The organism is Pseudomonas sp. SIMBA_068 (genome assembly GCF_046534705.1).
Taxonomy (GTDB): Bacteria; Pseudomonadota; Gammaproteobacteria; order Pseudomonadales; family Pseudomonadaceae; genus Aquipseudomonas; species Aquipseudomonas putida.
This window is the reverse complement of record NZ_JAWRYI010000001.1, coordinates 155623-169014: the sequence shown is the minus strand read 5'-3', so window position 1 is coordinate 169014 and position 13392 is coordinate 155623. Positions and strand designations below refer to the sequence as shown.

Sequence of the window (13392 nt, the reverse complement as noted above, 5' to 3'; positions counted from 1 at the left end):
TGCTTACCTTATGACCCAGCCCACCCCCTGCTACCACTGCGCCCTGCCCGTCCCCGCCGGCAGCCGCTTCACCGCCGTGGTTCTCGGCCAGCCGCGGCAGTTCTGCTGCCCCGGCTGCCAGGCGGTGGCAGAGTCGATCGTCGCCGGTGGCCTGGAGCACTACTACCAGCACCGCAGTGACAACAGCGCCAACCCCGAGGCCCTGCCCAGGCAGTTGCAAGACGAACTGGCCCTGTACGACCGCAGCGACGTGCAGCAAACCTTCGTCCGCCACCAGGGCGAGCTGGCCGAAACTACCCTGCTGGTCGAAGGCATCAGCTGCGCCGCCTGCGGCTGGCTGATCGAGAAGCACCTGCGCAACCTGCCCGGCGTCGCCGAGGCGCGCCTTAACCTGTCCAACCACCGCCTGCTGCTGAGCTGGGACGACAAGCAACTGCCGCTGTCACACCTGCTCGCCGAGTTGCGCCAGATCGGTTACGCCGCCCACCCCTACCAGCCCGACAAGGCCGCCGAGCAACTGGCCCAAGAGAACCGTAGCGCTTTGCGCCGCCTCGGCGTGGCCGGGCTGCTGTGGTTCCAGGCAATGATGGCGACCATGGCCACCTGGCCGGAATTCAACATCGACCTGTCACCGGAACTGCACACCATCCTGCGCTGGGTGGCCCTGTTCCTGACCATCCCCATCGTCTTCTACAGCTGCGCGCCGTTCTTCAAAGGCGCAGCACGCGACCTGCGCACACGCCACCTGACCATGGACGTTTCGGTGTCACTGGCCATCGCCCTGGCTTTCGGCGCCGGCATCTGGACCGCGATCACCGGCAGCGGTGAGCTGTATTTCGACACCGTGGGCATGTTCGCCCTGTTCCTGCTCACCGGCCGCTACCTGGAGCGCCGTGCCCGCGAACGCACGGCTGCGGCCACCGCGCAGCTGGTCAACCTGCTGCCGGCCTCGTGCCTGCGCCTGGACGCCCTTGGCCGCAGCGAGCGCATTCTGCTCAGCGAGCTGCACTGCGGTGACACGGTGCAGGTGCTGCCCGGCGCGGTTATCCCCGCCGACGGGCGCATCGTCGAAGGCCGCTCCAGCATCGACGAGTCGCTGCTGACCGGCGAATACCTGCCGCAACCGCGCCGCGTGGGCGAGCGGGTCACCGGCGGTACGCTGAATGTCGAAAGCACCCTGAACGTGGAAGTCGAAGCCCTCGGCCACGATTCCAGGCTCTCGGCCATCGTCCGCCTGCTGGAACGCGCCCAGACCGAAAAACCGCGCCTGGCCGAAATCGCCGACCGGGCCTCGCAGTGGTTTCTGCTGTTCTCGCTGGTGGCTGCCATGGCCATCGGCCTGTGGTGGTGGTACCTGGACCCTGCACGGGCGTTCTGGATCGTGCTGGCCATGCTGGTAGCCACCTGCCCCTGCGCGCTGTCCCTGGCCACGCCTACGGCACTGACTGCCGCCACCGGCACCCTGCACAAGCTAGGCCTGCTGATAACCCGCGGCCATGTCCTCGAAGGCCTTAACCAGATCGACACGGTAATCTTCGACAAAACCGGCACACTGACCGAAGGCCGCCTGACTTTGCGCAGCATCCGCCCGCTCGGCAGCGTACCCGCTGACCGCTGCCTGGCCCTGGCCGCCGCCCTGGAAAACCGCTCCGAACACCCCATCGCCCGCGCATTCGGCCGTAACGCGATACCCGCCGACGATGTACAGACCGTGCCAGGCCTGGGCCTGGAAGGGCTGGTCGACGGCCAACGCCTGCGTATCGGCCAGGCCACCTTCGTCTGCGCCCTGAGCGGTGCGGAGATCCCCGGCGTGCCGGAGCCCCGCGGCCAGTGGCTGCTACTGGGTGACCGCCAGGGGCCGCTGGCCTGGTTTGGCCTGGACGACCGCCTGCGCGAGGACGCCCCGGCCCTGCTCGCCGCCTGCAAGGCGCGAGGCTGGCGCACGCTGCTGCTGTCGGGCGACAGTTCGCCGATGGTCGCCGAAGTGGCCGCGCAACTGGGCATCGACCAGGCCATTGGTGGCCTGCGCCCGGACGACAAGCTGGACCGGCTGAAGGCGCTGCAGGCGGCCGGGCGCAAGGTGCTGATGCTCGGCGACGGGGTCAACGACGTGCCTGTGCTGGCCGCCGCCGACATCAGCATCGCCATGGGCAGCGCCACCGACCTTGCCAAGACCAGCGCCGACGCCGTGCTGCTGTCCAACCGCCTGCCAGCCCTGGTGCAGGCCTTCGACCTGGCCCGCCGCACCCGCCGCAACATCCTCGAGAACCTGCTGTGGGCCACCTTGTATAATGGCCTGATGTTGCCGTTTGCCGCGCTCGGCTGGATCACCCCGGTGTGGGCCGCCATCGGCATGTCGGTCAGCTCGCTGATCGTGGTGCTCAATGCCCTGCGCCTTACCCGCATGCCGATGGCATCGAGCCTGCCGAAAACCGAAGCACCCCTGCCCGGGAGGAAGTCGCCATGCCCGCCCTCTATGTCATGATCCCCGCAGCCCTGCTGCTGGTCGGCGTTGCCGTGTATATCTTCTTCTGGGCGGTGGACAGCGGCCAGTACGACGACCTCGAAGGCCCCGCCCACAGCATTCTGTTCGACGACCAGGACCCGCGCCACCAGGCTGCGGTGAAGCCTGACGACACCCCGGCCGACGCCGACAAGGAACCACCACCCCGTGCCTGATCTGCTTCCCCTGCTTGGCTCGGCACTGGTCCTTGGCCTGCTTGGCGGCGGCCACTGCCTGGGCATGTGCGGCGGCCTGATGGGCGCGCTGACCCTGGCCATCCCGCCAGAGCAGCGTGGCCGGCGCTTGCGCCTGCTGCTGGCGTACAACCTTGGGCGCATTCTCAGTTATGCCAGCGCCGGCCTGTTGCTGGGCCTGGCCGGCTGGGCCGTGGCCAGCAGCCCGGCAGCATTGGCGCTGCGGGTGGTGGCTGCGCTGCTGTTGATCGCCATGGGGCTGTACCTGGCCGGCTGGTGGAGCGGCCTGACCCGTATCGAAGCCTTGGGGCGCGGGCTGTGGCGGCATATCCAGCCGCTGGCGTCGCGCTTGCTGCCGGTGTCCAGCCTGCCCCGGGCATTGCTGCTGGGCGCCCTGTGGGGCTGGCTGCCCTGCGGGTTGGTGTACAGCACCCTGCTGTGGGCAGCCAGCCAAGGCAACGCCGGGTACAGCGCGGCGTTGATGCTGGCGTTCGGGCTTGGAACCTGGCCGGTGCTGCTGGCCACCGGGCTGGCGGCCGAACGGGTAAACGCCCTGTTGCGGCGACGGAGCGTGCGGGTGGCGGGCGGTGTGCTAGTGATGCTATTCGGTATCTGGACCATGCCGGGCCCACACCAGCACTGGTTGATGGGGCATTGACGGGGGCCTCTCCGCGGCCCCAATGCCCTTGATGCAAATCAACACCCATCCCTACAGACAGCCATAGACTCCGGAACACTGCTGCTCTTTCCGGGGACCGCCCTCATGCTCGACGACCTTCGTTGGGATACCGACCTGATCCGCCGCTACGATCTGGCCGGGCCACGCTACACCTCCTACCCAACCGCCGTGCAACTGCACAGCGAGGTGGGCTCGTTCGACCTGCTCCACGCCCTGCGCGAGAGCCGTCGTGCCGTGCGCCCGCTGTCGTTGTACGTGCACGTGCCGTTTTGCGCCAACATCTGCTACTACTGCGCCTGCAACAAGGTCATCACCAAGGACCGTGCCCGCGCCGCGCCGTACCTGCAGCGCCTGGAGCAGGAAATCCAGCTGATCGCCTGCCACCTGGGGCCCAAGCAACGGGTTGAACAGCTGCATTTCGGCGGCGGCACGCCAACCTTCCTCAGCCATGTGGAACTGCGCCAGCTGATGGCCACCCTGCGCCAGCATTTCCACCTGCTGGACGATGACTCCGGCGACTACGGCATCGAGATCGACCCCCGCGAGGCTGACTGGTCGACCATGGGCCTGCTCCGTGAGCTGGGCTTCAACCGCGTCAGCCTGGGCGTGCAGGACCTCGACCCGGCCGTGCAGCGTGCGGTCAACCGCCTGCAGAGCCTGGAACAGACCCGCACACTGATAGAAGCTGCGCGCACCCTGCAGTTCCGCTCGGTCAACCTGGACCTGATCTACGGCCTGCCCAAGCAAACCCCGGAAGGCTTTGCGCGCACCGTCGAAGAAGTGATCCGCCTGCAGCCCGACCGCCTGTCGGTGTTCAACTACGCCCACCTGCCCGAGCGCTTCATGCCCCAGCGGCGCATCGACAACAACGACCTGCCCAGCCCGGCCGCCAAGCTGGAGATGCTGCACGCTACCATCGACCAGTTGACCGCCGCCGGCTACCGCTACATCGGCATGGACCACTTCGCCCTGCCCGACGACGAACTGGCCGTCGCTCAGGAAGAAGGCACCCTGCAGCGCAACTTCCAGGGCTACACCACGCACGGGCACTGCGACCTGATTGGCCTGGGGGTGTCGGCCATCAGCCAGATCGGTGACCTGTACTGCCAGAACAGCAGCGACCTCAATACCTACCAGGAGAGCCTGTCCAACGCCCAGCTGGCCACCCAGCGCGGCCTGGTGTGCAACCACGACGACCGGATACGCCGCGCGGTGATCCAGCAGCTGATCTGCCATTTCGAGCTGGCATTCGAACCCATCGAACAGGCCTTCACCATCGATTTTCGCGGTTACTTCAACGACCTCTGGCCAGAGCTGCTGACCTTGCAGCGCGACGGCCTGATCAGCCTGGATGCCAAGGGCATCCGCATCCTGCCGGCCGGCCGCCTGCTGGCGCGCTCGGTATGCATGGTGTTCGACGCCTACCTGGCGATGCACAACCGCCAGCGCTTCTCGCGGGTTATCTGAAAACCGAGTCGTTCAACCGCATGGACAAGCTTCCTTGCCAGGCACAGTATGGGCACACAAGGACTCCCGGCAGGAGGTCTGCCGGGGTTTCGCCAGGGCGCACCATCAACGCGCATGCTGGCCTACACCCTGTGTCGTGGGTTACCCTTACGACTTATGTGTGCTTTCCCACAAGGATCGATTCAAATGTCCGAGCCAGTCAAACTGCGCCCACACAACCAGGCCCATTGCAAGGATTGCAGCCTGGCCCCCCTGTGCCTGCCTCTTTCGCTGAACCTGGAAGACATGGATGCACTGGATGAAATCGTCAAGCGTGGCCGGCCGCTGAAAAAAGGCGAGTTCCTGTTCCGCCAGGGTGACAATTTCGGCTCGGTCTACGCCGTACGTTCCGGTGCCCTGAAAACTTTCAGCCTCAGCGACAGCGGCGAAGAGCAGATCACCGGCTTCCACCTGCCCAGCGAGCTGGTCGGCCTGTCGGGCATGGACACAGAAGCTTACCCGGTGTCGGCCCAGGCTCAGGAAACCACGTCGGTGTGCGAAATCCCCTTCGAGCGGCTTGACGAGCTGTCGGTACAACTGCCGCAGCTACGTCGCCAGCTGATGCGGGTGATGAGCCGGGAAATCCGCGACGACCAGCAAATGATGCTGCTGCTGTCGAAGAAGACTGCCGACGAGCGCATTGCCACCTTCCTGGTCAACCTGTCGGCGCGCTTCCGCGCCCGCGGCTATTCGGCCAACCAGTTCCGCCTGAGCATGTCGCGCAACGAAATCGGCAACTACCTGGGCCTGGCAGTGGAAACCGTGTCGCGGGTGTTCACCCGCTTCCAGCAGAACGGCCTGCTGCGCGCCGAAGGCAAGGAAGTGCACATCCTTGACCCGATCCAGCTGTGCGCGCTGGCCGGTGGCGCAATCGAAGCCTGAGGCCTGCGTTTAGCGGGTATACTTGGGCATTCGTTTTCCCAGGATACCCGCACCAATGCACAGCGACGCCTTCGACCTCAAAGCCCTGATCCGCCCGGTAGTGGACTTCCCCAAACCGGGCGTGATCTTCCGCGACATCACCCCGCTGTTCCAATCGCCGCGCGGGCTGCGCTATGTGGCCGACCAGTTCATCGAGCGCTATGTCGAGGCTGAGTTCAGCCACATTGGTGCCATGGACGCGCGGGGCTTTTTGATTGGCTCGATCATCGCCCACCAGCTGAACAAGCCGCTGATCCTGTTCCGCAAGCAGGGCAAGCTGCCGGCTGACGTGCTGAGCGAGGGTTACCAGACCGAGTACGGCGAAGCCTTCCTGGAAGTGCATGCCGACAGCCTGTGCGAAGGCGATTCGGTGCTGATCTTCGATGACCTGATTGCCACGGGCGGTACGCTGCTGGCGGCGGCCAACCTGGTGCGCCGCACCGGGGCGCAGGTGTTCGAGGCGGCGGCTATCATTGATCTGCCGGAACTGGAGGGGTCGCGCCGGCTTCAGGCCGCGGGTGTGCCAACCTTCTGCCTGACCGAGTTTACCCTCAGCGAATACTGAGTTGGCTTTTGGGGCTGCTTTGCAGCCCCCTCAATACCAAGTCAGAGCGAAATTGACCAAGTCAGAGCGAAATTGGCCGGCGCCCTGCAAAGGCATGGGCCAAGGTCCCGCCATCCACCATCTCCAGCTCGCCGCCCAACGGCACGCCATGGGCAATCCGCGACGCCATCAGCCCCTTCTCGCTCAGCAACTGCGCGATGTAATGCGCCGTCGCCTCCCCTTCCACCGTCGGGTTGGTCGCCAGGATCACCTCGGTGAAGGTGCCCTGCTCCTCGATGCGCGCCATCAGCTGCGGAATGCCAATGGCCTCCGGCCCCAGGCCGTCCAGCGGCGACAGGTGCCCCTTGAGCACAAAGTAGCGGCCACGGTAGCCCGTCTGCTCCACCGCATACACATCGGTCGGCCCCTCGACCACGCACAGCTGGGTGTCGTCACGGCGCGTGTCGGCGCATTGCGGGCACAGCTCTTGCTCGGTCAGGGTGCGGCACTGCCGGCAATGGCCCACCCCTTCCATGGCCTGGGTAAGGGCCTGCGCCAGGCGCAAGCCCCCGCTGCGGTCACGCTCGAGCAGTTGCAAGGCCATGCGCTGGGCGGTTTTCTGACCGACACCTGGCAGGATGCGCAGGCCGTCGATCAGTTGGCGGATGAGGGGGCTGAAGCTCATGGGGATGGCCTGACAAATCAATAAGAGGCGGTTTATACCCAGCGTGGGCAGTGGCGTCAAATCACGTCATCCCAAGTCTACGCGGCCTGCAGTTATGTGAGAGCAACTGCCTTGCACAAAACTGGAAAGCTCCCACAGTTATCGTGCAAAATTTCAAAGTTTGAGCAAAACCGTTGCTCCCACATGAAAGCAGACCGCGCCTGGGTTGAAATCTGGGCAAAAAAAACCGCCGCTGATATCAGCGGCGGTTTCCGGTATCGCAATGCCCTTAGAACGGCATCTTGAAGCCCGGTGGCAGTTGCATGCCGGCGGTCATGCCGCCCATCTTGTCCTGGCTGCTCTGCTCGATCTTGCGCACGGCATCGTTCAGCGCGGCGGCAATCAGGTCTTCCAGCACTTCCTTGTCGTCCTCGTCAGTCGACATCAGGCTTTGGTCGATGCTGACGCGCTTGACGTCGTGACGACCGGTCATCACCACGCTCACCAGGCCGCCACCAGACTGGCCGGTGACTTCGGCGTTGGCCAGCTCTTCCTGCATTTTCTGCATTTTTTCCTGCATCTGCTGGGCCTGCTTCATCAGGCCGGCCATGCCACCTTTCATCATGGGGTATACCTCGATTGGGTCATGTGATGCGGCCCGGCGCAGGGCCAGCCGCATGGTTATCCGTTACTGGCCCTGTTTGGCCAGGGCCTCTACAGGCTCAATAGTATCCTGCCGCACCTTGGCACCGAACAACTTGATCATCTGCTGGATCAACGGATCCTGCTCGATCGAGGTTACGGCGTCCTGCTGGCGCTCTGCGCGCTTGCGCGACGCCGCCTGGGCCGGGGTTTCCTGCTCGGGCAGGATCAGCTCGATCCGCAGGTTCAGCGTGCGCCCCAGGTGCTGGTTGAGCGCTTCGTTCAGGCGCCGCTGTTGGGTCGTGTTGAACAGCGCGCCCTGGCCAGGGTCCAGGTGCAGCAGCCAATCGTCGCCATCGGCGGCAATCAGCGTACAGTTTGCCGCGATGTTGCCTGTCATCCCGGACACAGGCAACTGTGGGAATAATTCCAGCCATTGCAGGGCCAGCCCGGTGGCCGGCTTGGCTGCCGGCAGCGGTTCGGCCGCAGGCTTGGACACGTCCTCCTGAACATGTTCGGCCAACTCGTCCAGGTAGCTGAAACCGACCGGGTCGCTTTCACCACCGTAATAGTCTTCGTCCAGCGGCGGCTCATCGTCGCGATCCATGCCTACGGCTGCGTAGGCGGAGGGGTCGAAAGGCGGCTCGTCGTGGGTCGGGGTGGCCTGTGGTGCCGGCGCGGGGGCTACAGGCTCGGGCGCTGGTACGGGCACAGGCGCAGGTTCAGCGGCTACCGGTGCGGGTGCAACTGCCGGCTCTTCCCACGGCAGGTCGACCACCTCCGCAACTGGCTCGGGTACGGAAATGGCCTCGATCTCGGCCTGCAGCTCAACGTCTGGCTCGGCCTCCGGCTCATGGTCGGCTGTCGCAGGTGCAGGCACTTCCAGCTGTGGGGCGGCCGCTACAGGCTCTGCCGCGACAGACGATGAGGGCTCAGCCGACGCCGAGGCTGCCACCGGCGCTGCAGGATCAGCTGTGGCTAGGCTGATCCCCACTGGCTTTAGCACCGGTTTCGGCGCATCGTCGGTATCGGCCGGGCGGAACGCCAGCATGCGCAGCAGGACCATCTCGAAGCCACCACGCGGGTCTGGTGCCAACGGCAGGTCTCGGCGACCGATCAGGCCCATCTGGTAATAGAACTGCACGTCTTCGGCCGGCAAGGCCGAAGCCAGCGCCAGCACCCGCTCACGGTCGCCCTGGCCGTTGTCCACCGCTTCAGGCAGCGCCTGGGCAATGGCCACACGGTGCAGCACGTTAAGCATTTCGGCCAGCACCCCAGCCCAGTCCGGGCCCTGCTCGGCCAGGTTGCGCACGGCCTCCAGCAATGCCCGGGCATCGCCTTCGAGCAACGCCTGCAACACGCCATAGACCTGGCCATGATCAAGGCTACCAAGCATGGCCCGCACATCCGCGGCCAGCACCTTGCCTTCGCCAAAGGCGATGGCCTGGTCGGTAAGGCTCATGGCGTCACGCATCGAGCCATCGGCCGCACGGCCCAGCAGCCACAGGGCATCCGGCTCGAACGGCACGTTTTCGGCAGCCAGTACGTGGCTGAGGTGTTCAACCACCCGCTCCGGGCTCATGTTCTTCAGCGAGAACTGCAGGCAGCGCGACAGGATGGTGGCCGGCAGCTTCTGCGGGTCGGTGGTGGCGAGGATGAACTTGACGTAGGGCGGCGGCTCTTCCAGCGTCTTGAGCAAGGCGTTGAACGAGTGGGTCGAGAGCATGTGCACTTCGTCGATCAGGTAGACCTTGAAGCGCCCACGGCTCGGGGCGTACTGCACGTTGTCCAGCAGTTCGCGGGTGTCCTCGACCTTGGTGCGGCTGGCGGCGTCGATCTCGATCAGGTCAACGAAGCGGCCTTCGTCGATTTCACGGCACACCGAACAGGTGCCACATGGCGTGGAGGTGATGCCGGTCTCACAGTTCAGGCACTTGGCGATAATACGGGCGATGGTGGTCTTGCCCACGCCCCGGGTACCGGTGAACAGGTAGGCATGGTGCAGGCGCTGATTGTCCAAGGCATTGATCAAGGCCTTCAGCACATGGGCCTGGCCGACCATTTCGCGGAACGAGCGCGGACGCCATTTACGTGCAAGAACCTGATAACTCATCGAAAAACCATCGTAGCCTGATAGAGCGGAAGATCGCTAATGCTAGCGGAGCGGGGGCAAAATTGCACCCTGCGCGCGTCGTCTACGCTTTGAGACAGGCGCGTTGTTCAGGGAGGATACGCCTTTGCCAATTCTGCTGGCGCTTCTGATGCTCTGGTCCGCTTACAGCCTGGCGGAACAGCCGGTGCTGCGTTTCTCGGTGGCAGAGAGCTGGAGCATGCCACTGGTGCGCCTCGAAGGCGACCAGCCAGTGGAGGGGTTGCTTTACGACCTGACACAGGCCGTTGCCAAGGAAGTGGGCGCTCGTCCCGAGTATCACGTCATGGCCCGCCTGCGCCTGGAGGAGGCCATGAGCAGCGGCGACATCGATGTGCGTTGCTACGTCAGCACCCGATGGCTCAATGACCGCCCGGGGAATTTTGTGTGGAGTATCCCGCTGATTCACCAGCGCGACGTGCTGGTTGGCCGCGCCAGTGACAGCACCCCGATGCCGCCAGAGCAGCTGCCACCCCAGGCTATCGGCACGGTGCTGGGCTACACCTATTCAACCCTGCAACCGCTGCTGGACAAGGGCCAGCTGCACCGTGAGGACAGCCGCAGCCAGTTGCTGGTGCTGCAAAAGCTTCAGGCCGGGCGGTATCGGCATGCGGTGAGCAACCAGCTGTCTTTGCAGTGGTTCAACCAAGGCTTGCCAGCCGAGCAGCAATTGCAGGCGCTGGCGGTGCTGGAAGAACAGGATTTGGGGTGCATGGTGCGCAACGACCCGGCGATACCGACACAAGCGCTGTTGCGGGCGCTGGTAAAAATGAAGCAGTCGGGGGAGATCGAGCGGATTGTGCAGCGGTATGGGGGAGCGGGCGACCCGGACAACATGTCTGTGGCCCGGCCCTGAAATGCCCAGCATAATGCCGGCACAACTTACTGCCCTTCTCAACTTGTGAACGCTTGGGCAAACCCTGTGGGAGCGGGCATGCCCGCGAACACCGGCATAGCCGGTGCCATCCACCGGGTAATGTTCTTCGCGGGCATGCCCGCTCCCACGGAGTTGTGCGGCACACTCAAAATCTCTAATGCAAACCAAACATCACTGGCCTTTGCGTTCAAACGCCAAGCTGACCGCATCCGCCTGCCCCCAGGCAATCTGCATGGCCCGCAACCCATGCTCCAGCAATTGCCTGGTTTCTTCGTCCTGAATGCGCTCAAGCGCCCGACGGCTATCGCTGTAGGCGAACATCAGGTAGTGGGAAACATTCATCAGCGCGAACTCCATCGGCACGATGCCTTCGCTGATGGCGCGGGAAAGGGATTTGCCTTGGGGAAGATCGAAGACGTGGGGCGGATCGGGGACCAGCTTTTTCATGACAGCTCCGTGTTGGCTGTGTTGTCCCCTTCTGCTTCCACGCATTAGGGTGGCAACTGTACGCGGGGTGGAAGACCAGGCACACGGTAGACCCGGCAGGTACGAATACCTCCCGCGCACAGCCGCCATAAATGACAACTGTCCCGTGTGCCGCCCAGGCTTCCACACCCGATCGCTGAACTGACAGCGACCGCGAAAGCCTAGTGGGCGAGGTTGACCGGGACAATCAGACGGGAGTCGACGGAGATCGTAGGATAATTCGCTATACCTACCTGACGTGTAGGAGCTTTCTTCGATTGATATCAGATCCGTCTAAAATTACTCCGACGTGACGTGCCTGACGAACTTGATCGCAATTGGACTACAACACTCAATGGAAGACGGCGGTTTCGCGGCCGAACCAAACCACACACAATCAAGCCCGCCCCTGGCACCTTCGCCGCAACAGAATAGACAGCCCGATGCATCAGGATGATCGTGAACATCTCGAACTTGAGAAGTTACAAAATGAAGGCCGCAAGTTAAGGGCCGAAGCACAGAAATTTGTAGCAGAAGCGCGTAAGCTCCGGCTGGAGGCGTTCTGGTACCCAATCGCAACGGGTTCAGCAGTTGTAACAACCATAGTTGGCGTAATGGCAGTGGCCAGCAAGCTCTGAGCTTCGATTAATCCAGCACAAGGAGTAACACATGCACCGCGCCGCCCAGGATCACACCAGAACAGCACTGAATGAAGCAGAAGCGTTCGCCGAAGAAATGCGCAACCTTCGAGCGTCTTCGCCATGGACGGGTGTGCTCCTTTTTTACATCGGCGCAACCTCTACAGGGGTACTGCTGTTAGCAGGTATGCTGATTTTGCGCTCGCTCTGACCCAACTCCCTGCCGTCACACTAAAGCAAGTAAACCCGCACTCAAGAACAACCCCACACCAAACACAAAATGCGTGGCCAGGCTCTTCAGGCAGTTACGCGCAGGTGTCGGCGTTCTGGACGCAAAGAACCCCGCCCCCATCGCCGGCTGCATGAAGCACAGCGGTGCCACGACTGTACCCACACCCACAGCTACTGCTGGCAAAAGAGTAGGTGACCGCAACCAGCTCTCCCCTGCGATCAAAACCAGCAGCAACGCGAAAAGCACGCCAGTGGCGTAATGAATCACCCATCCCCACGCCAACTCATTTCGCACCGGTTCCGCTTTGGCAATCGCTTGGTGCGACACACGCCCGCCTAGCAAATGTCCTGCCCAACGCCCGACCATGGCAAAGTTCAGCGTTGCCACACCCAACCGCCTCAGCAGCAGCCCCCACAGGTCCATCACCACAGTGGCACCGATGCCAATCGGCAAAGCAGCTAGAAACATCGCAGTTAACGTCATTGAACAAGCCCTCGAAGGTTGACGGTCAATACCCATGCCGCGCAGCATAGAAGTTGAAGTCAACTTCAAGTCAAGGACCGGAAATGGACATTGCCGACGTCGCCAAACGCACAGGCGTACCCGCATCGACACTGCGTTACTACGAGAAGAAAGGCTTGCTCAAGTCGCTGGCCGGGCGCGGCCAGCGGCGGCAGTTTGCGGCTGATGTGGCAGACCGGCTGGCACTGATCGCCTTGGGGCAGGCTGCGGGGTTTTCGCTGGATGAAGTGGGGGCGATGCTGGTGGACCTGCAGGTCGACCGGCAGATGCTGATCGCCAAGGCGGACGAACTGGATGCGCGAATCAGGCGGATGCAAGCGATGAGCAAGGGATTGCGGCATGCGGCGCAGTGTCCTGAACAAGATCATCTGGCATGCCCGAAATTCCAGCGGCTGATGAAGCTCTCGGCGGCCGGAGCATTGGGCGAGAAGCAGGCAAGAACGAAGGCGTTCGTTGCAGATTGAGGTTTTCCGACCCCAGAAATGGAGGCGGCCCCACCAGCCACACCCCGGCACTCGATGTTCCCGCTATGGCTGCTCCCTTCCGGGCCTGACCAGGTTAACGGGTAATCAATGCGGGGGGACCGACGGGGCCACCACTACATGCCTCGCTGAGCAGCGAGTGGCGCCATTGTACCGGTCTTGAGGGCAGATACAACCTCTGAGGCAGAAAAAGTCATCATTTCTCAATGACTTGTCAGGCGCATGGTCGCTGAGCTGGCGCGCAAACCTGTGGGAGCGGGCGCGCCCGCGAAGAAGGCAGCGCCGTGGATGGCACCGGCTTTGCCGGTGATCGCCGGCAAGCCTGCTCCTACAGGGACCGTACAAGCTTCTGGTTCTTGGTATCGGGCCAGAAT

Annotated in this window: 15 protein-coding genes and 1 other RNA gene; 10 read left to right on the top strand and 6 right to left on the bottom strand. The window is 63.6% G+C overall.

Translation table 11 applies throughout. From position 1 onward, the window contains the following. Nucleotides 1–10: 10 nt before the first annotated feature. The 6 genes from SB756_RS00795 to SB756_RS00770 all read left to right on the top strand — a co-directional run bounded on the left by SB756_RS00795 (nucleotide 11) and on the right by SB756_RS00770 (nucleotide 6368). Nucleotides 11–2485 (top strand): heavy metal translocating P-type ATPase, encoded by a 2475-nt coding sequence (locus SB756_RS00795; protein ID WP_341796376.1) that lies wholly within the window; start codon nucleotides 11–13, stop codon nucleotides 2483–2485. Continuing rightward, on the top strand, nucleotides 2464–2679 hold the full coding sequence (gene ccoS, locus SB756_RS00790; protein WP_016498640.1) for a cbb3-type cytochrome oxidase assembly protein CcoS: 216 nt from the start codon (nucleotides 2464–2466) through the stop codon (nucleotides 2677–2679). Before SB756_RS00795 ends, ccoS begins: the two co-directional genes overlap by 22 nt. After that, nucleotides 2672–3355 (top strand): sulfite exporter TauE/SafE family protein, encoded by a 684-nt coding sequence (locus SB756_RS00785; RefSeq protein WP_016498639.1) that lies wholly within the window; start codon nucleotides 2672–2674, stop codon nucleotides 3353–3355. The genes ccoS and SB756_RS00785 overlap by 8 nt, the downstream gene beginning before the upstream one ends. Nucleotides 3356–3460: 105 nt before the next feature. Next, nucleotides 3461–4843, top strand: coding sequence for an oxygen-independent coproporphyrinogen III oxidase (gene hemN / locus SB756_RS00780; RefSeq protein WP_410909985.1), 1383 nt, complete (start codon nucleotides 3461–3463; stop codon nucleotides 4841–4843). A gap of 186 nt (nucleotides 4844–5029) precedes the next feature. Then, nucleotides 5030–5764, top strand: coding sequence for a Crp/Fnr family transcriptional regulator FnrA (fnrA, locus tag SB756_RS00775; RefSeq protein WP_012273416.1), 735 nt, complete (start codon nucleotides 5030–5032; stop codon nucleotides 5762–5764). A 55-nt stretch (nucleotides 5765–5819) separates the two neighbouring features. Continuing rightward, nucleotides 5820–6368 carry an adenine phosphoribosyltransferase gene (locus SB756_RS00770; protein WP_019473383.1) on the top strand — a complete coding sequence of 183 codons (549 nt, stop codon included), beginning with the start codon at nucleotides 5820–5822 and terminating at the stop codon, nucleotides 6366–6368. A 61-nt stretch (nucleotides 6369–6429) separates the two neighbouring features. Here SB756_RS00770 and recR read toward each other — a convergent pair whose 3' ends face one another. The 3 genes from recR to dnaX all read right to left on the bottom strand — a co-directional run bounded on the left by recR (nucleotide 6430) and on the right by dnaX (nucleotide 9766). Beyond that, nucleotides 6430–7032, bottom strand: a complete 603-nt coding sequence (recR, locus tag SB756_RS00765; protein ID WP_016498636.1) for a recombination mediator RecR — start codon at nucleotides 7030–7032, stop codon at nucleotides 6430–6432. Nucleotides 7033–7300: 268 nt separating this feature from the next. Further along, a complete protein-coding gene (locus SB756_RS00760) occupies nucleotides 7301–7636 on the bottom strand; it encodes a YbaB/EbfC family nucleoid-associated protein (protein ID WP_041167979.1) in 336 nt (111 codons plus the stop codon). A 63-nt stretch (nucleotides 7637–7699) separates the two neighbouring features. Then, nucleotides 7700–9766 carry a DNA polymerase III subunit gamma/tau gene (dnaX, locus tag SB756_RS00755; protein WP_341796379.1) on the bottom strand — a complete coding sequence of 689 codons (2067 nt, stop codon included), beginning with the start codon at nucleotides 9764–9766 and terminating at the stop codon, nucleotides 7700–7702. A 148-nt stretch (nucleotides 9767–9914) separates the two neighbouring features. On the opposite strand from dnaX, the gene SB756_RS00750 reads away from it, so the two are divergent. Beyond that, complete coding sequence (locus SB756_RS00750) at nucleotides 9915–10658, top strand: substrate-binding periplasmic protein (protein ID WP_410909984.1); 744 nt, start codon at nucleotides 9915–9917, stop codon at nucleotides 10656–10658. 192 nt (nucleotides 10659–10850) lie between these two features. Here the strand turns inward: SB756_RS00750 and SB756_RS00745 are convergent, their stop codons facing one another. Continuing rightward, nucleotides 10851–11126 (bottom strand): hypothetical protein, encoded by a 276-nt coding sequence (locus SB756_RS00745; protein ID WP_145913902.1) that lies wholly within the window; start codon nucleotides 11124–11126, stop codon nucleotides 10851–10853. 356 nt (nucleotides 11127–11482) lie between these two features. Between SB756_RS00745 and SB756_RS00740 the strand changes: the two genes are divergently transcribed. Beyond that, the gene (locus tag SB756_RS00740) at nucleotides 11483–11782 is read left to right on the top strand and encodes a hypothetical protein (RefSeq protein WP_410909983.1); all 300 of its coding nucleotides are present in this window, start codon (nucleotides 11483–11485) and stop codon (nucleotides 11780–11782) included. Nucleotides 11783–11813: 31 nt separating this feature from the next. Then, a complete protein-coding gene (locus SB756_RS00735; RefSeq protein ID WP_410909982.1) occupies nucleotides 11814–11993 on the top strand; it encodes a hypothetical protein in 180 nt (59 codons plus the stop codon). 15 nt (nucleotides 11994–12008) lie between these two features. Here the strand turns inward: SB756_RS00735 and SB756_RS00730 are convergent, their stop codons facing one another. Next, nucleotides 12009–12497, bottom strand: coding sequence for a DUF2938 domain-containing protein (locus SB756_RS00730; protein ID WP_410910408.1), 489 nt, complete (start codon nucleotides 12495–12497; stop codon nucleotides 12009–12011). An 83-nt stretch (nucleotides 12498–12580) separates the two neighbouring features. On the opposite strand from SB756_RS00730, the gene SB756_RS00725 reads away from it, so the two are divergent. Next, nucleotides 12581–13000: a helix-turn-helix domain-containing protein gene (locus SB756_RS00725; protein WP_341796382.1), complete on the top strand. Its 420-nt coding sequence runs from the start codon at nucleotides 12581–12583 to the stop codon at nucleotides 12998–13000. A gap of 28 nt (nucleotides 13001–13028) precedes the next feature. Here the strand turns inward: SB756_RS00725 and ffs are convergent. Beyond that, nucleotides 13029–13125, bottom strand: an RNA gene (gene ffs / locus SB756_RS00720) — signal recognition particle sRNA small type. Nucleotides 13126–13392: the final 267 nt, after the last annotated feature.

Bases quoted from the DNA above. Each gene is read 5' to 3' on its own strand.
- recR (WP_016498636.1), bottom strand. From the start codon at position 7,032: ATGAGCTTCAGCCCCCTCATCCGCCAACTGATCGACGGCCTGCGCATC.
- ccoS (WP_016498640.1), top strand. From the start codon at position 2,464: ATGCCCGCCCTCTATGTCATGATCCCCGCAGCCCTGCTGCTGGTCGGC.
- SB756_RS00745 (WP_145913902.1), bottom strand. From the start codon at position 11,126: ATGAAAAAGCTGGTCCCCGATCCGCCCCACGTCTTCGATCTTCCCCAA.
- SB756_RS00760 (WP_041167979.1), bottom strand. From the start codon at position 7,636: ATGATGAAAGGTGGCATGGCCGGCCTGATGAAGCAGGCCCAGCAGATG.
- fnrA (WP_012273416.1), top strand. From the start codon at position 5,030: ATGTCCGAGCCAGTCAAACTGCGCCCACACAACCAGGCCCATTGCAAG.
- SB756_RS00770 (WP_019473383.1), top strand. From the start codon at position 5,820: ATGCACAGCGACGCCTTCGACCTCAAAGCCCTGATCCGCCCGGTAGTG.
- SB756_RS00795 (WP_341796376.1), top strand. From the start codon at position 11: ATGACCCAGCCCACCCCCTGCTACCACTGCGCCCTGCCCGTCCCCGCC.
- SB756_RS00725 (WP_341796382.1), top strand. From the start codon at position 12,581: ATGGACATTGCCGACGTCGCCAAACGCACAGGCGTACCCGCATCGACA.
- SB756_RS00750 (WP_410909984.1), top strand. From the start codon at position 9,915: ATGCTCTGGTCCGCTTACAGCCTGGCGGAACAGCCGGTGCTGCGTTTC.
- SB756_RS00735 (WP_410909982.1), top strand. From the start codon at position 11,814: ATGCACCGCGCCGCCCAGGATCACACCAGAACAGCACTGAATGAAGCA.
- hemN (WP_410909985.1), top strand. From the start codon at position 3,461: ATGCTCGACGACCTTCGTTGGGATACCGACCTGATCCGCCGCTACGAT.
- dnaX (WP_341796379.1), bottom strand. From the start codon at position 9,766: ATGAGTTATCAGGTTCTTGCACGTAAATGGCGTCCGCGCTCGTTCCGC.
- SB756_RS00730 (WP_410910408.1), bottom strand. From the start codon at position 12,497: ATGACGTTAACTGCGATGTTTCTAGCTGCTTTGCCGATTGGCATCGGT.